Below are 17,265 nucleotides of genomic sequence, written 5' to 3' on the forward strand. Positions count from 1 at the left end.
AGGTCACACCCGTTCCCATTCCGAACACGGAAGTTAAGCTCTTCAGCGCCGATGGTAGTTGGGGGTTTCCCCCTGTGAGAGTAGGACGTTGCCAGGCAAGAGAAGAAGATCAGCTGAAGAGCTGGTCTTTTTTGTTTGTTCTTTTTTAAATAACCGAAAGGTTATCAGAGCCTCGAATGAACAAAGGTCATTAAATGAAACCCTGAAAACAATATGGCTTTCCTTTTTTCTTCATTTTATCTGTCACTTTCTTCTTTTATCATTCAGAAGGGCCCCTTTATCGTTTACTTTAGTCATAAATACCCTTCACTTTTGAAAATTTACCCTTCACTTTCGGGATTTTTTGCAAAAATACCGTTCCCATGACTATCGTTTTCCACGCAAAATCCACGATATCGTTCACTTATGCTATAAAATAACCTGGGATTGAAAAACTCCTGTCTAACTCTTAAGGTATTTTGAATTCATATTGGAGGGTAACTCTATTTAGAGTGTCCTACAACCCCAAGAGGCAGGCCTCTTAGTTTTGGCTATTTTACGTTTTCCTTCGCTGTAACCAAAAAATCATGATGGTTCGAGGAAGGAAGAAATATTTTTAAAATGAACAATATTGTTCAAAAAGAATAAAATTAGTCAATTTAGAGAAAAGGCATTGTTTGATTAATTTCCTTTTATTTATGCAGATAACATACTTCGTTTCATCTAAAACTTAAGACAAACTCTATAAATGACAATAAAAATCTCCAATAAATTTTTTCATTATCACGTTTCTAAACAGTGTGAATAGGGTAGAAATATAGATAGATAAATCAAGTTTTTACCAAAAATTACATAATAAAATTGTTGATTCGTCTTTATTGCAAAATGAAATTAATTCACCTATAATAATAGTCAAATATAGTCAAAGTCAGACATATGGAATTTTTGACTGTATATTAAATCAAGGATTAATGATTGGAGGAGGGCGAAGTGAAGAACATATCTGATATTATTGAGGGTTATTTGAAGCAAGTATTAGATATGAGTGGTAAGGAAATCGTTGAAATTAAGCGAAGTGAGATTGCTGATAAATTTCAATGTGTTCCTTCTCAAATCAATTATGTTATCAACACTCGCTTTACTACAGAGAGAGGATATGCTGTGGAAAGTAAACGAGGTGGTGGGGGATATATCCGTATCATGAAGGTAAAGGTGTATGACCATGCCCATTTAATTGATCAGCTTATGACACTTACCTCGACCCGAATTGCCCAATCCAGTGCAGAAGATATTATCAATCGGTTAGTCGCCGAAAATATAATTAGTAGACGCGAAGCGAAAATGATGGTGAGTGTGATGGATCGCTCCGTTTTGTATATCGACTTGCCAATTCGGGATGAATTAAGGGCGAGAATGTTAAAGGCGATGCTTGAAACTCTAAAATATAAATAACTCTCTATTGGGGTGATTGCGATGATTTGTCAGGAATGTAAAGACAGACCTGCAACCCTTCATTTTACTAAAATAGTGAATGGTGAAAAAACGGAAGTTCATTTGTGTGAACATTGTGCACAGGGTAAAGGGGATACTTTCTTTATTAATGGAGGATCTGGTTTCTCTATTCATGATCTATTAGCGGGTATTTTGAATGTAGAGCCTGCTTTTCACAAAAAATCGAGTACACTCCCTTCTAATAATGAGGTTACTTGTGAAGGGTGTCATATGAGTTTTGCTCAGTTTACAAAAGTCGGTCGATTTGGTTGTTCAGAGTGTTATAAGAGCTTTAAGCGACAATTGGATCCTATTCTTAAGAGACTTCATGGAGGAAATGTTGTCCATGCAGGGAAAATACCGAAAAGAACAGGAGATGACATTACTTTAAGGAAGAAGCTAGAAAGTTGGAAGAAGCATCTTAAGGAACTTATCCAACAAGAAGAATTTGAGAAAGCTGCGGAGTTACGTGACGAGATTCGAGCCCTGGAAAGAGATATTCAACGAACTCTAGAAGGGGGAGGGTTACAATGAGCTTAGAGCGTTTCATAGAAAAAGCAGTTAGCTCTTGGATGAACGGTGAGGGTCCAAATTCAGATATAGTGTTAAGTACTAGAATCCGACTTGCACGAAATCTGAAGGATTTTTTATTCCCTACCATTTATAGTCACGAAGAAGCAGGGAAAATCGTCTCTCTTTTAGAGGAAAATATGCGTGAAAATGCTCCTGAATTCGGACTATTGGAACCAGTAAAGATGAATAATATTCAGCCACTAGAAAAAAGGGTATTAGTTGAAAAACACTTGATCAGCCCTCATTTAGCAGAACACTCTCGGGAAGGTGCATGTTTCCTATCAGAGGACGAAAAAATTAGTCTTATGGTTAATGAAGAGGATCATATACGGATTCAGTGTTTATTATCTGGTTTGCAGCTTAATGAAGCTCTTACCTTGGCCAATCAAGTGGATGATTGGATTGAACAGCGTTTGGACTACGCTTTTGATGAAAAAAGAGGCTATTTAACTAGTTGTCCCACGAATGTTGGGACCGGGCTGAGAGCTTCGGTGATGATGCATTTACCAGGGTTAGTGCTTACCCAACAAGTGAATCGACTTATTCCAGCTATTAATCAACTAGGTCTTGTTGTAAGAGGTATTTATGGAGAAGGAAGTGAAGCGGAGGGTAATCTCTTCCAAATTTCAAACCAAATGACACTTGGTAAATCCGAAGAAGATATTATTGAAGACCTGAAAAGTGTAGTTGAACAAATAATTGAGAGAGAAAGATTGGCTAGAGAAGCATTAGTCAAAACATCAAACATACAATTAGAAGACAGAGTGTTTCGCTCTTTAGGTACTCTTTCCCAGGCAAGGATTATTGAATCTAAAGAGGCAGCAAATTGCTTATCCGATGTTAGACTAGGCATTGACTTGGGATATATAAAAGACATTTCCAATACGATTCTAAATGAATTGATGATTTTAACGCAGCCGGGCGTTCTGCAACAATATGCTGGAGGTGCACTAAGGCCTCATGAGCGCGATGTACGGCGTGCGACATTTATACGAGAAAGATTAAAATTAGAGAATAACAAACAAGAGTAAGGAGGAATAAATATGATGTTTGGTCGTTTTACTGAAAGAGCCCAGAAGGTTTTAGCGTTAGCACAGGAAGAGGCAATCCGTTTGGGTCATAATAATATTGGTACTGAACATATTTTACTCGGTCTTGTTAGGGAAGGTGATGGCATCGCTGCTAAGGCATTATATGCTTTAGGATTAGGTGCCGAAAAGATTCAAAAAGAAGTGGAAAATCTAATTGGTAGAGGACAAGACACAGCACAAACCATCCACTACACACCGAGAGCGAAAAAAGTGATTGAGCTGTCCATGGATGAAGCAAGAAAATTAGGTCATTCCTATGTAGGGACAGAACATATATTACTTGGCTTAATTCGTGAAGGTGAAGGCGTTGCAGCACGAGTGTTGAACAACTTAGGGGTAAGCTTAAACAAAGCTCGTCAACAGGTTCTACAATTGCTTGGAAGCAATGAGTCAGGTGGACATCAAGGAAACGCTTCTTCTGCTGCTAGCACTCCTACCTTAGATAGTTTAGCTCGTGATTTGACAGCGATTGCTAGAGAGGGAAGTCTGGACCCGGTTATCGGAAGAAGTAAGGAAATTCAGCGTGTAATCGAAGTATTAAGCAGACGTACAAAAAATAATCCTGTATTGATTGGTGAGCCGGGTGTTGGTAAAACTGCCATCGCAGAAGGTCTAGCTCAACAAATTATTAATAATGAAGTGCCTGAAACGCTACGTGATAAGCGTGTAATGACACTAGATATGGGGACTGTAGTTGCAGGTACTAAATATCGAGGTGAATTTGAGGACCGCTTGAAAAAGGTAATGGATGAAATTCGCGCAGCAGGAAACATCATTCTATTCATTGATGAGCTCCATACCTTAATTGGTGCTGGTGGAGCAGAAGGTGCAATTGATGCGTCCAACATCCTAAAACCATCCTTAGCTCGTGGTGAATTACAATGTATCGGTGCAACAACATTGGATGAATACCGCAAATATATCGAGAAGGATGCGGCACTAGAACGTCGCTTCCAACCAATCCAAGTTGATGAGCCATCCGTTCAGGAATCCATTCAAATACTACAAGGCCTTCGTGATCGTTATGAAGCTCATCACCGTGTATCTATTACCGATGCATCTATTGAAGCGGCTGTAAAATTATCCGATCGTTATATTTCTGATCGTTTCTTACCAGATAAAGCGATTGATTTAATTGATGAGGCAGGTTCAAAGGTACGATTACGTTCCTATACAACTCCACCAAACTTGAAAGAGCTTGAAGTGAAGTTGGAAGAAGTTCGTAAGGAAAAGGATGCTGCAGTCCAAAGCCAGGAATTTGAAAAAGCCGCATCACTTCGGGATTCTGAGCAACGCTTACGTGAGCAGCTCGAAGAAACGAAAAAAACTTGGAAAGAAAAGCAGGGACAAGAAAACAGCGAAGTCACTGTGGATGATATTGCTACTGTTGTCTCAAATTGGACCGGTGTACCAGTTACTAAGCTGGCACAAACTGAATCTGAGAAGCTATTGAACATGGAAGAACTATTGCATGACCGTGTCATTGGTCAAGATGAAGCTGTTAAAGCTGTAGCGAAAGCAGTGCGTCGTGCAAGAGCAGGGTTGAAGGATCCAAAACGTCCAATCGGTTCATTTATTTTCTTAGGACCTACTGGGGTTGGGAAAACAGAGCTGGCACGCGCCTTAGCTGAATCCATTTTTGGTGACGAGGATGCCATGATTCGTATTGATATGTCAGAGTACATGGAGAAGCATTCGACGTCTAGACTGGTCGGTTCACCTCCAGGTTATGTGGGCTATGAAGAAGGTGGCCAATTAACGGAAAAGGTTCGTCGTAAACCATACTCTGTCGTACTTCTAGATGAGATTGAAAAGGCACATCCAGATGTGTTCAATATCCTTCTGCAAGTATTAGAAGATGGTAGATTGACGGATTCTAAAGGCCGTACAGTGGACTTCAGAAATACAATCTTAATCATGACTTCAAACGTAGGTGCATCTGCCTTGAAACGTAATAAGTATGTAGGCTTTAACATTCAGGAAGATGGTCAAGACTATAAAGATATGAAAGGGAAAGTGTTGGAAGAACTGAAGAAAGCATTCCGACCAGAGTTCCTGAACCGTATTGATGAAATCACAGTCTTCCATGCCCTAGAGAAGAAGCATTTGAAGGAAATCGTTACGTTGATGGCAGACCAGTTGATCAAACGTTTGAAAGAACAGGAAATTTATATTGAGCTATCTGAAGCAGCGAAAGAGAAAATCGCTGAAGAAGGTTATGATCCTGAATACGGTGCAAGACCATTGCGCCGTGCAATTCAAAAGCATATCGAGGACCAGTTATCAGAAGAATTATTGAAAGGTAACGTGGAAAAAGGTAAGAAGGTTATTATTGATGTGCAGGATGGAGAATTCAAGGTGAGACCTGCTGAGGAAGCGACTACTTCTTAATTAGAAATATTAGTTCAATCCACTCGGCTGTTTTTACAGCCGAGTTTTGCTTATTAAATAGAAATTTATTTGAACCTTTCCAAAAGTGGAAGGATAAGACACCACTAATCTATAATTTTACACATAAGAAATATGATTCTTTTACATAGAAGGAGTAGTCATGGTAAAGAAAAAAACAAAGTTTATTTGCCAATCATGTGGATATGAGTCTCCTAAATGGATGGGGAAATGTCCAGGTTGCGGAGATTGGAATAAGATGGTTGAAGAAACGGAGGTCATTAAGCCTGCAAGAAGAGGCGCCTTCGCTCATAGTGATACAGGGAAGCTTGGTATTAAACAAAAGGCCACACCCATTACGGCAATTGAAACATCTCAAGAACCAAGAATGCATACCGACCTAAAAGAACTGAATCGTGCATTAGGTGGAGGAATTGTAAATGGTTCGCTTGTTTTAATTGGAGGAGATCCGGGTATTGGGAAATCAACCTTGCTTTTACAAGTATCTGCCCAAATGGCACAAAAACAGCAAAAAGTACTCTATATTTCTGGGGAAGAATCCGTTAAACAAACCAAGCTACGAGCAGACAGACTGGGGACTGTATCCGACCATTTATATGTCTATTCAGAGACAGATATGGATTTCATTGAACAAGCGATTACGGATGTCGAACCCAAACTGGTCATTATCGACTCCATTCAAACTGTTTTCCAACCGGAAGTTACCTCTGCGCCTGGAAGTGTGTCTCAAGTGAGGGAATGTACGGCCACTCTAATGAGGATTGCGAAAACAAGAGGTATTGCAATCTTTATCGTTGGACATGTTACGAAAGAAGGCGCAATTGCAGGACCGAGATTGCTAGAACATATGGTGGATACCGTCCTATATTTTGAAGGAGAAAGGCACCATACATATCGAATTTTACGAGCTGTAAAGAATAGATTCGGTTCTACAAATGAAATGGGCATTTTTGAAATGAAGGAAAATGGCTTAGAGGAAGTGGAGAACCCTTCAGAGATATTCCTAGAGGAACGCTCACAAGGCGCTTCGGGTTCAACCGTCGTGGCATCTATGGAAGGGACTAGGCCAGTCTTGGTAGAAATCCAAGCCTTAATATCACCAACCAGTTTTGGTAACCCTAGAAGGATGGCGACTGGAATTGACCATAACCGCGTTCCGCTCCTTATGGCCGTATTGGAAAAAAGAGTAGGGCTTTTGCTTCAGAATCAAGACGCGTATTTAAAAGTTGCGGGCGGGGTAAAGCTAGATGAACCTGCGATTGATTTGGCCATCGCGGTTAGTATAGCATCTAGTTTCCGGGATAAACCTACAAGGCCTACGGATTGTATTATTGGGGAAGTGGGTCTGACGGGGGAAGTGAGACGTGTTTCCAGGATAGAGCAAAGGGTTCAGGAAGCGGCTAAGTTAGGGTTTGAACGGGTGATTCTTCCTGCTAATAACCTTGGGGGTTGGAATGAACCAAAGGGTGTAGAGCTTGTAGGGGTTTCCACAGTTGCTGAGGCATTAATGTTTACTTTAGGAGGATAATATGACTGATAGAAGAACAGATAAAGCCAAATCTGACATTTTACAGCTTGTTTCTCCAGGAACACCTTTAAGGGACGGGATAGACAATGTCCTTCGAGCGAATACAGGGGGGCTTATTGTAGTTGGCTATAATGAGAAGGTAAAGGCAATCGTTGATGGTGGTTTCAAGATTGGTTGCCCTTGCACACCTAGTTTCTTATATGAATTAGCGAAAATGGATGGTGCAATCATATTGAATGAAACAGGTGAAAAAATTATCCTGGCAAATGCCCAATTAGCTCCAGACCCTGCTATTCCATCGACAGAGACTGGAATGCGTCATCGTACGGCAGAGCGGGTTGCGAAAGAAACAAGAAGCTTGGTTATTGCCATTTCTCAACGACGCAATGTCATTACTCTATATCAAGGGAATTTCCGTTATGCCTTAAAGGATATTGGGGTGATCCTAACAAAAGCCAATCAGGCCATTGAGACGTTAGAAAAATACAAGGCGGTTTTACAAGAGAGTATTGACGGTTTAAGTGATTTAGAATTTGAAGAAATTGTGACATTTTCAGATTTGCTCCAAGTTCTGCAACGTTTTGTTATGTTTTTACGTATTAAAAGTGAGCTCCTTTCTTATTTAACTGAGCTCGGGATAGAAGGTAGGTTAATTCGGCTTCAAATGATTGAACTTATTTCATCATTGGAAAAAGAAGAGGAGCTGATAATTCGAGATTATGCACAAGGACAAGTAAAAGAAGTAAAGAACAAGTTACAGGAATTATCGCAACAGGAATTCATCGAGGATACTACTTTGCTTAAGGTAATGGGGTATACAGGCTATGTTCATTTAGATGAGTCTATTACTCCACGAGGTTATCGAATGCTACATAAAATCCCTCGATTGCCCCATTTAATCATTGAAAATTTAGTAGATCAGTTTAAAAACTTCTCGACCATTATTAAGGCATCTGTAGAAGAGCTTGATGATGTAGAGGGGATTGGGGAAGTAAGGGCAAAAAAAATAAAAGAAGGTTTGCGTCAACTTAAAAATCAGTTGAAATAAGGGGAAATTTGTCGGTTTTTGACTAGTAATGGACATTCGTTGACACCTCTATTAACAGAATGCTAGCCTTATCATATAGAGCATTTTAAATGTGTTTTGTGAATTTAAATAATTTATGCTTGGACAACGATTTGATGTCATATTGATTATTTATTACAAAAATAGTAGTAGTAGGTTTCAATTTCGAGAATTTGTTTATAATGAGTAAAAAAAGGAGGTGAAAGGATGTTAAAACGGATTATTCAAGCATGCTTTCTAATCGTCGGGGGAACATTAGGTATTTTCCTATTACCCGAATTATTGATTTTAATCAACGCTGATGATCTTGCATTTATTAACAATCCTTATGTAACGGCCATTTTAGGTGCAATCATATTTTATCTTTTAACTTTTTGGTCAATTGATTATGTGGTGAATTTTATGAAATGGATAGAGGAGCTGCTCGTTAAGGCTCCGATTACTGACATTATTTTTGGAAGCGTTGGTTTGCTTGTCGGACTTTTCGTTGCTTTTTTGATTGGTTATGCTCTAAATGCTATTCAAGTCCCTATCGTCAACACTGTCGCTCCAATCCTATTAACCTTATTGTTTGGTTATTTAGGGTATCAAGTGGGTTTCAAAAAACGTGATGAATTGTTACATCTTTTTTCTAAAAGCAATAAGAAAAAAGGATTTGAGTCAGAGGATGAAAGTAAGGATCTTGTAAAAACCTCCTATAAGATTTTGGATACTAGCGTCATTATTGATGGGAGAATCGCTGATATCTGCCAAACTGGCTTCATTGAAGGTTCGATTGTCATTCCTCAATTTGTTCTTGAGGAACTCCAGCATATTGCAGATTCTTCGGATGCGTTAAAGCGAACAAGAGGTCGACGTGGCCTTGATATTCTGAACCGAATTCAAAAAGATTTGACTGTTAAAGTGGAATTTTATGAAGGGAACTTTGATGACATTCAAGAGGTAGATTCTAAACTGGTAAAATTGGCTAAGGTCATGGGTGGTATTGTTGTGACGAATGATTTCAATCTGAACAAAGTATGTGAATTCCAAAGTGTGCCAGTCCTGAATATCAATGATCTTGCAAATGCAGTCAAACCTGTGGTCATTCCGGGAGAAGAAATGCAGGTTCTTGTCATTAAGGACGGTAAGGAACAAAATCAGGGTGTTGCCTATTTAGATGACGGAACGATGATTGTAGTTGAGGATGGACGTGACTTCATTGGCAAACAAATCGATGTTCTCGTAACGAGTGTTCTTCAAACATCTGCTGGAAGAATGATTTTTGCCAAACCCAAGTTATTGGAAAAAGCATTGTAATTAATTGTTAAACGACAGGAGAAACGGTTATGGAATATGAAGTGGTGATACCTGCAGCAGGGCAAGGGAAACGGATGAAAGCAGGAAAAAACAAACTATTTCTTGAACTGAATGGAAAACCGCTCATCGTTCATACGTTACAAGTGTTCGATACTGATCCGAATTGTAAGAGAATCATTTTATCGATAAATCCCTCAGAAGAAGAGACATTTGATGCTCTTCTTCAGTCTTTTTCTATTAAGAAAAAAACGAAATTGGTTGCAGGTGGCGAGGAAAGGCAATTCAGTGTATCAAATGGATTGAAGGAAGTGGAAGAAACGGATATAGTACTCGTCCATGACGGAGCTCGTCCGTTCATTACTCATTCCATGATTTCTACGCTGACGGAGGTTGCCTCTAAACAAGGCAGCGCGATTCCAGGGGTTCCAGTAAAAGATACAATTAAAAGGGTTGAGGATCATCTCATCATGGAAACGGTTGAACGTTCAAGCTTGTGGGCGGTACATACGCCACAAGCTTTTCGTGTTCCTGTATTGAAAAGGGCACATGAGGAAGCGGCTAAAGAAGGGTATCTTGGAACAGATGATGCTAGTCTAGTAGAGAGACTAGGTGAGCGGGTTCAAATGGTTGAGGGAGACTATACCAACCTAAAAATCACAACGCCCGAGGATATTTTTTTTGCAGAGGCAATTATTAAATTACGTGAAAAAGGAGAACGATGATGTTTCGTATAGGACAAGGATTTGATGTGCATCAGCTGGTTGAAGGCAGACCTCTTATTATTGGAGGGATCACGATTCCACATGATAAAGGATTATTGGGACATTCGGATGCGGATGTGTTATTACATACCATTGCAGACGCTTGCCTTGGAGCCATTGCTGCGGGGGATATTGGAAAGCATTTTCCTGACACTGATCCTCATTTCAAGGATGCAGATTCAGCCAAGTTACTAACACATGTGTGGGAACTAGTAAAGAATCAAGGATATGAACTAGGTAATATCGATTGCACGATTATTGCTCAAAAACCAAAAATGCGCCCGTATATTGATCAAATGAGAGAAAGAATTGCTGAATTGTTAGAAGCATCCATTGACCAAGTCAATGTTAAGGCCACAACAACTGAACAGCTTGGGTTTACAGGCAGAGGAGAAGGAATCGCTTCTCAGGCAACGGTATTGATTACAAAAAGGTCTTAATGATATTTTGGGAGGGCCCTTTTCTAAAAGATGTTGTTTTTTAATGGGTTTTATTATAGCAAAAGGTTAATAAATAGGTTGATCGGAGCGGAAGGTGCGAAATCCTCGAAAATGCATTCGCAATGTTTATTCAAGGATGCTCACCTCCTACCCCGTGGAAAGCGAGCATCCTCTCGCTGTACGAAAACATCCTTTTGGATAATAAAAACTTAGTGCTTGATATCTTTATTCTATATTAGTGAAATGGTAAAATGATTTAATGTGTATGTATACATAAATATAGTTAATGATCGCTTAGGAGGCGTAAATATATGAGCAGTGACATCCGTGTTCGATACGCACCGAGTCCAACTGGACATTTGCATATCGGTAATGCCCGTACCGCGCTATTCAATTACTTGTTTGCCCGTAATTTTGGAGGCAAATTCATCATTCGAATTGAAGATACAGATAAAAAGAGGAATATCGCAGGCGGCGAAGAAAGCCAGTTAAAATACCTAAAATGGTTGGGAATGGATTGGGATGAGAGTGTAGATAAGCCTGGTGAATACGGTCCTTATCGCCAATCTGAACGAAATGATATTTATGAACAATATTATAAAGAGCTTTTGGAAAAAGGTTCTGCATATAAGTGTTATTGTACGGAAGAGGAACTAGAAGCGGAGCGTGAAGCACAATCGGTCGATGGTGGCATGCCAATGTACTCCGGAAAATGCAGTCATCTAACGGATGATGACCGCGCTAGACTAGAAGCGGAAGGACGTCAACCAAGCATCCGCTTTGCTGTACCTGCTGGTAAGGTGTATGCCTTTGATGATATGGTGAAAGGCGAAGTATCTTTTGAATCCGATGGAATCGGTGACCATGTCATTGTGAAGAAAGATGGTACACCTACTTATAATTTCGCAGTGACAGTGGATGACTATTTGATGAAAATTTCCCATGTGCTTCGTGGGGACGATCATATTTCGAATACTCCAAAACAGTTGATGATTTATGAGGCATTCGGATGGGAGCCACCAATCTTTGGCCATATGACATTGATTGTGAATGAAAGCCGTAAAAAGTTAAGTAAACGTGATGAGTCTATCATTCAGTTTATTGAGCAATACGAGGAATTGGGGTACCTTCCTGAAGCCCTATTTAACTTCATTGGTTTGTTAGGATGGGCTCCAGGCGGTGAAGAAGAAATTTTCTCTAAAGAAGAGTTTATTCAAATCTTTGACGCAAAGCGTCTATCCAAATCTCCGGCATTGTTCGATAAGCAAAAGCTGACTTGGATGAACAACCAATATCTGAAACAATTGGATATTGAAAAGTTGGTAAAATTAACTCTTCCACAGCTTGTGAAGGCTGGTAGGGTTTCTGAAAATCTTTCTGAAGCAGAGCTTCAATGGGTGAAGGATCTATCGGTTCTTTATCAAGAAAAAATGAGCTACGGCGCTGAGATCGTTCCTTTGTCAGAGCTATTCTTCAAGGATGAAGTAGAGTTTGAAGAAGAAGCGATGGGAGTATTGGAAGAAGAGCAAGTGCCTGAAGTATTAACGGCATTTCTGCAAGAAGTGGAAGCGCTTGAGAGCTTTGAAGCTGAAGGAATTAAAAATGCGATGAAGGCTGTCCAAAAATCAACAGGTCAAAAAGGCAAAAAGCTGTTTATGCCAATCCGTGTTGCGACAACCGGGCAAACTCATGGGCCAGATTTACCACAGGCAATCGCCCTTTTAGGAAAAGAAAAGATAAAAAATCGCGTTTTACGTATTTTACATTAACAAATCAATAAGAATATAATATAGTAGTAAGTATCTATATATGTTTACGTAGATGGGGAGAAGTAAAAAGATGATGCTTTCAAGAGAGGACCATCACCGGCTGAAAGTGGTCTAAGCCGCTCATGTTTTGAAATGCACCCCGGAGTTCCTTTTCTGAACGACTATTGGTCGCTAGGAAAAGGCGGAGCTATCCGTTATCGAGTTCAAGTTGGAATCCATGCGACTTTCAAAGGTCATGGATTCAATCAGAGTGGAACCGCGTACTATACGTCTCTGTCATATATGACAGAGGCGTTTTTTGTTTTTAGAAAAATAAGGGTTACGGTTGGGAGGGGTAGACATTGTTTAAAAAGTTGAAGGAAGACATAGAGGTTGTATTTGACCAAGACCCAGCAGCCAGAAGTTATTTAGAAGTCATTCTTACTTATTCAGGATTGCATGCGATATGGGCTCATCGTGTCGCGCATGGGTTTTTTAAACGGAAATGGTTTTTCCTTGCTAGGATTATATCTCAAATAAGCCGTTTCTTTACAGGGATTGAGATTCATCCAGGTGCAAAAATAGGCCGTCGCTTCTTTATTGATCATGGAATGGGGGTCGTCATAGGAGAAACGTGCGAGATTGGGGATAATGTTACGGTTTTTCAAGGAGTCACACTTGGTGGAACAGGAAAAGAAAAAGGAAAACGTCACCCTACGATTAAAGACAATGTCCTAATCGCTACAGGAGCTAAGGTGCTTGGATCCATTATTGTTGGGGAAAACTCTAAAATTGGAGCGGGTTCAGTAGTACTAAAGGAAGTACCTGCAAATTCTACGGTTGTAGGCATTCCTGGAAAAGTCGTCATCAAAGATGGGGTCAGGGTTGAGCGAGATTTAAACCATTGTGATTTACCAGATCCAACGGGAGACCGTTTTAAAGCGTTAGAAGCTGAAATCCATCTGTTAAAACTGGAATTACAAATGCTTCAGAATCGAAAGGAGAAGGAATATGAGCATAAAAATATTTAATACAATGACTCGCCAAAAAGAAGAGTTTGAACCACTTGAAGAAGGCAAGGTAAAAATGTATGTATGCGGACCGACAGTTTACAACTTCATTCATATAGGAAATGCAAGACCACCTATTGTATTCGATACCGTTAGACGTTATTTAGAATATCGTGGTTATGACGTTCAGTACGTTTCAAATTTTACAGATGTGGATGATAAATTAATCCGAGTGGCAAACGAATTGGGGTCAGATGTTCCGACGGTAGCCCAACGCTTTATTGATGCCTACTTTGAGGATGTAACAGCACTAGGCTGCAATCGTGCAGATGTTCATCCGAGAGTCATGGAAAGTATGGATATCATCATTGAATTTATCGAAGCTTTGATTGAAAAAGGGTTTGCCTATGAGTCAGAAGGGGATGTATATTACAAGACTCGCCAATTTGAAGGATACGGGAAGCTCTCACACCAATCCATTGATGATTTAAGGGCGGGAGCTCGCATTGAGGTGGGTGAGAAGAAGCAAGACGCTCTTGATTTTGCTCTTTGGAAAGCAGCGAAAGAAGGAGAAATCTATTGGGAAAGTCCATGGGGTAAAGGTCGCCCAGGCTGGCATATTGAATGCTCTGCAATGGCAAAGAAATATTTAGGGGACAGCATGGACATACACGCTGGGGGTCAAGACTTAGCCTTCCCTCATCACGAAAATGAAATTGCTCAATCAGAGGCACTATCTGGTAAAGTCTTTTCGAAATATTGGATGCACAATGGATACATTAATATTGATAACGAGAAGATGTCAAAATCACTAGGGAATTTTGTATTGGTTCATGACATCATTAAAAAATATGACCCACAACTCCTACGATTTTTCATGCTATCGGTCCAATATAGGCACCCTATCAATTATAGTGAAGAATTATTGGAGAACACCAAAACGGGACTTGAACGTTTAAAAACATCGTACCAAAACTTAAAACATCGATTAGAATCCTCTACGGACTTATCCACTACAAATGAAGAGTGGTTAGGGAAAATCGAGCAGTTGCATCAGCAATTCATCGTGGAAATGGATGATGATTTCAATACAGCTAACGCGATTTCGGTCTTGTTCGATTTATCAAAACAAGCAAATCATTACTTGTTGGAGAAAAATACGCATCAAGAAGTCCTTAAAGCCTTTATAAAGGAATTTGAAACATTGTTCACTGTGTTGGGATTAACGTTGACAGAGGAATCAGTGTTACTGGATGAAGAAATCGACCAGTTGATCCAAGAAAGAAACCAAGCAAGAAAAGACCGTAACTTCAGCCGTTCAGATGAAATCCGCGATCAGTTGAAAGAGATGAATATCATCTTGGAAGATACGCCGCAAGGTACTAGATGGAAAAGAGGGTAAGCATGCAATTTGAAAACAAGATTAACCCGCTTTTACTTAATAGCTTAGCTCTTGCGTATATGGGGGATGCTGTATATGAAACATATATACGGCATTTCCTTGTACAAAAGGGTGGTGTCAAACCTAACTTCCTACATAGGGAAGCGACAAGGTTTGTATCGGCGAAAGCCCAGAGCAAGGTCATTCATCACTTGATCGAAGAAAACGTATTGTCTGAAGAGGAGCTTGCAGTAGTCAAAAGAGGTCGTAATGCCAAATCGGGATCTGTGCCCAAAAATACGGACGTTCAAACGTACCGATATAGTACAGCATTCGAAGCATTGTTAGGATTTCTATTTTTATCAAGTCTTACTGTAAGGATGGAAGAAATCATTCATATGGCTATTCAATATATAGAAAATGAGAAAGGAGGAGTACAAAATGACCCAGGAAATCATCATGGGAAGAAACCCTGTTCTTGAAGCTTTGAAATCTGAGCGGGACATTAATAAAATCATGATTGCAGAAGGTTCACAAAAAGGATCCATGCAACAAATCATTGCGATTGCTAACGAAAGAAAGGTATTCCTTCAATTCGTACCTAAAAAGAAAATTGATCAAATGGTGGAAGGAAATCACCAAGGGGTCATCGCACAAGTGGCAGCTTATCAGTATGCGGAACTAGATGATTTGTTTGCAGTAGCAACTAAACGGAATGAAGCTCCATTCTTTTTAATCTTGGACGAGCTGGAAGATCCTCATAACCTTGGTTCCATTATGAGAACAGCCGATGCCACAGGTGCACATGGCATCATTATTCCAAAACGGAGAGCAGTTGGCCTGACTTCCACTGTTGCAAAGGCTTCAACGGGAGCGATTGAATATATCCCTGTAGCGAGAGTAACCAATTTATCCAGAACAGTTGAAGAACTGAAAGACCGTGGCCTTTGGATTGTAGGTACAGATGCTAAAGGCAGCGACGACTACAGAAACTTGGATGGAAATATGCCAATCGGAATCATCATTGGAAGTGAAGGGAAGGGCATGAGCCGTATTCTAAAAGAAAAATGTGACTTCTTGATTCACATGCCAATGGTGGGGAAAGTTACATCTTTAAATGCTTCTGTAGCGGCTGGCTTACTTATGTATGAGGTCTATCGTAAAAGAAAACCACTAGGGAATTAATCATGAATAACGTCCTATTGGTAGATGGTTACAATATGATAGGAGCATGGCCACAGCTTCGAGATTTAAGAGATAAAGATCTAGCGGAAGCAAGGGATAAGCTAGTCGAAATAATGGCGGAATACCAAGCATTTACTGGATTCAGAGTTCTTGTCATCTTTGATGCCCACTTTGTCCAGGGACTTGAAAGGAAGTATAAAAACTACAAGGTTGAAGTCATTTTCACAAAAGAAAATGAGACAGCCGATGAACGAATCGAAAAGCTTGCCATTGAGTTAAATAACATCAAGACCCAAGTCCATGTGGCAACCTCTGATTTTACTGAACAATGGGCGATTTTTGGGCAAGGAGCGCTGCGCAAGTCTGCGAGAGAACTATTAATAGAATGCCAACTCATCCATAAAGAAATAGAAAAAACGGTAAAAATCGAAACTATTCAAAAACCAGTATCTAAGATCCCCCTTACTGATGAAGTTGCAGAAATTTTCGAAAAATGGCGTCGAGGGAAACTTTGAGTGGTTGACTTCCGAAAATTCACTACTGTATAATAATTCTAACTATTGTTTTCGGGCGGGGGGATAGGTATGATTGCAGAGGTTGGAAACAAAGTTAGTGACAGGTATTCACAGCTCGAAGATGATGCGCTTGTGGAACTAGTGCACAATGGTGAAAGTGAAGCTTTAGACTACTTGATACATAAGTATAGGAATTTCGTTCGTGCTAAAGCCCGTACCTATTTTCTTATAGGTGCCGATAAAGAGGATATCGTTCAAGAAGGCATGATTGGCTTATATAAAGCAATCAGGGATTTTAAAGAGGACAAGCTTACCTCATTTAAAGCCTTCGCTGAGCTTTGTATTACTAGACAAATTATTACTGCAATCAAAACCGCTACACGTCAAAAACATATACCTTTGAATTCTTATGTATCACTGGATAAGCCCATATATGATGAAGAGTCAGATCGAACCTTGCTGGACGTCATATCAGGTGCCAAGGTGATGGATCCTGAAGAGTTAATCATTAATCAAGAAGAGTTCGATGACATTGAGCTGAAGATGGCTGAGCTATTAAGCGACCTAGAACGGAAGGTACTGGCTTTATACCTAGATGGCCAATCCTATCAAGAGATTTCTGAAGAACTCAACCGTCATGTCAAATCAATTGATAACGCCTTACAACGAGTTAAGAGGAAACTGGAACGTTATTTAGAGGTGCGCGAAATCTCTTTATAATTGAACACCTTTAATATCATAAAGACTTATTCGAATGGTTGGACAATGGATCAGGTCCGATTTATTTCC

The 17,265-nt window shown here is 39.9% G+C and carries 16 protein-coding genes, 1 rRNA gene and 1 other annotated feature; all 17 genes read left to right on the forward strand.

The window, feature by feature from the left end; genetic code table 11:
- Nucleotides 1-97: ribosomal RNA gene (gene rrf / locus G3O09_RS17315) — 5S ribosomal RNA — on the forward strand; the annotation flags it as partial.
- Between the two features lie 923 nt (nucleotides 98-1,020).
- Nucleotides 1,021-1,431: a CtsR family transcriptional regulator gene (locus G3O09_RS17320; RefSeq protein ID WP_420850357.1), complete on the forward strand. Its 411-nt coding sequence runs from the start codon at nucleotides 1,021-1,023 to the stop codon at nucleotides 1,429-1,431.
- Between the two features lie 21 nt (nucleotides 1,432-1,452).
- Entirely contained in the window at nucleotides 1,453-2,004 is a 552-nt protein-coding gene (locus tag G3O09_RS17325; RefSeq protein WP_163102724.1) for a protein-arginine kinase activator protein McsA, read from the forward strand.
- On the forward strand, nucleotides 2,001-3,074 hold the full coding sequence (locus G3O09_RS17330; protein ID WP_163102725.1) for a protein-arginine kinase McsB: 1,074 nt from the start codon (nucleotides 2,001-2,003) through the stop codon (nucleotides 3,072-3,074). Before G3O09_RS17325 ends, G3O09_RS17330 begins: the two co-directional genes overlap by 4 nt.
- 12 nt (nucleotides 3,075-3,086) lie before the next feature.
- Nucleotides 3,087-5,525, forward strand: a complete 2,439-nt coding sequence (gene clpC, locus G3O09_RS17335) for an ATP-dependent protease ATP-binding subunit ClpC (RefSeq protein ID WP_163102726.1) — start codon at nucleotides 3,087-3,089, stop codon at nucleotides 5,523-5,525.
- A 160-nt stretch (nucleotides 5,526-5,685) separates the two neighbouring features.
- Entirely contained in the window at nucleotides 5,686-7,071 is a 1,386-nt protein-coding gene (gene radA / locus G3O09_RS17340; protein ID WP_163102727.1) for a DNA repair protein RadA, read from the forward strand.
- Between the two features lies 1 nt (nucleotide 7,072).
- Nucleotides 7,073-8,119, forward strand: a complete 1,047-nt coding sequence (gene disA / locus G3O09_RS17345; protein WP_163102728.1) for a DNA integrity scanning diadenylate cyclase DisA — start codon at nucleotides 7,073-7,075, stop codon at nucleotides 8,117-8,119.
- Between the two features lie 225 nt (nucleotides 8,120-8,344).
- On the forward strand, nucleotides 8,345-9,436 hold the full coding sequence (locus tag G3O09_RS17350) for a PIN/TRAM domain-containing protein (protein WP_163102729.1): 1,092 nt from the start codon (nucleotides 8,345-8,347) through the stop codon (nucleotides 9,434-9,436).
- Nucleotides 9,437-9,465: 29 nt separating this feature from the next.
- Nucleotides 9,466-10,158 carry a 2-C-methyl-D-erythritol 4-phosphate cytidylyltransferase gene (gene ispD / locus G3O09_RS17355; protein ID WP_163102730.1) on the forward strand — a complete coding sequence of 231 codons (693 nt, stop codon included), beginning with the start codon at nucleotides 9,466-9,468 and terminating at the stop codon, nucleotides 10,156-10,158.
- Nucleotides 10,158-10,637, forward strand: coding sequence for a 2-C-methyl-D-erythritol 2,4-cyclodiphosphate synthase (gene ispF / locus G3O09_RS17360; protein WP_163102731.1), 480 nt, complete (start codon nucleotides 10,158-10,160; stop codon nucleotides 10,635-10,637). Before ispD ends, ispF begins: the two co-directional genes overlap by 1 nt.
- 311 nt (nucleotides 10,638-10,948) lie before the next feature.
- On the forward strand, nucleotides 10,949-12,406 hold the full coding sequence (gltX, locus tag G3O09_RS17365; RefSeq protein WP_163102732.1) for a glutamate--tRNA ligase: 1,458 nt from the start codon (nucleotides 10,949-10,951) through the stop codon (nucleotides 12,404-12,406).
- Nucleotides 12,407-12,446: 40 nt separating this feature from the next.
- Nucleotides 12,447-12,684: a binding site (T-box leader), on the forward strand.
- 63 nt (nucleotides 12,685-12,747) lie between these two features.
- Nucleotides 12,748-13,416: a serine O-acetyltransferase gene (gene cysE, locus G3O09_RS17370; RefSeq protein ID WP_163102733.1), complete on the forward strand. Its 669-nt coding sequence runs from the start codon at nucleotides 12,748-12,750 to the stop codon at nucleotides 13,414-13,416.
- Entirely contained in the window at nucleotides 13,397-14,797 is a 1,401-nt protein-coding gene (gene cysS, locus G3O09_RS17375; protein ID WP_163102734.1) for a cysteine--tRNA ligase, read from the forward strand. The genes cysE and cysS overlap by 20 nt, the downstream gene beginning before the upstream one ends.
- A 2-nt stretch (nucleotides 14,798-14,799) precedes the next feature.
- On the forward strand, nucleotides 14,800-15,258 hold the full coding sequence (locus G3O09_RS17380; protein WP_240338481.1) for a Mini-ribonuclease 3: 459 nt from the start codon (nucleotides 14,800-14,802) through the stop codon (nucleotides 15,256-15,258).
- On the forward strand, nucleotides 15,218-15,961 hold the full coding sequence (gene rlmB, locus G3O09_RS17385) for a 23S rRNA (guanosine(2251)-2'-O)-methyltransferase RlmB (protein ID WP_163102736.1): 744 nt from the start codon (nucleotides 15,218-15,220) through the stop codon (nucleotides 15,959-15,961). Before G3O09_RS17380 ends, rlmB begins: the two co-directional genes overlap by 41 nt.
- 2 nt (nucleotides 15,962-15,963) lie before the next feature.
- The gene (locus tag G3O09_RS17390; protein WP_163102737.1) at nucleotides 15,964-16,476 is read left to right on the forward strand and encodes an NYN domain-containing protein; all 513 of its coding nucleotides are present in this window, start codon (nucleotides 15,964-15,966) and stop codon (nucleotides 16,474-16,476) included.
- Nucleotides 16,477-16,545: 69 nt separating this feature from the next.
- Entirely contained in the window at nucleotides 16,546-17,196 is a 651-nt protein-coding gene (gene sigH / locus G3O09_RS17395; RefSeq protein ID WP_163102738.1) for an RNA polymerase sporulation sigma factor SigH, read from the forward strand.
- Nucleotides 17,197-17,265: the final 69 nt, after the last annotated feature.

The organism is Peribacillus alkalitolerans (assembly GCF_010882125.1).
Lineage (GTDB): Bacteria > Bacillota > Bacilli > Bacillales > DSM-1321 > Bacillus_BN > Bacillus_BN alkalitolerans.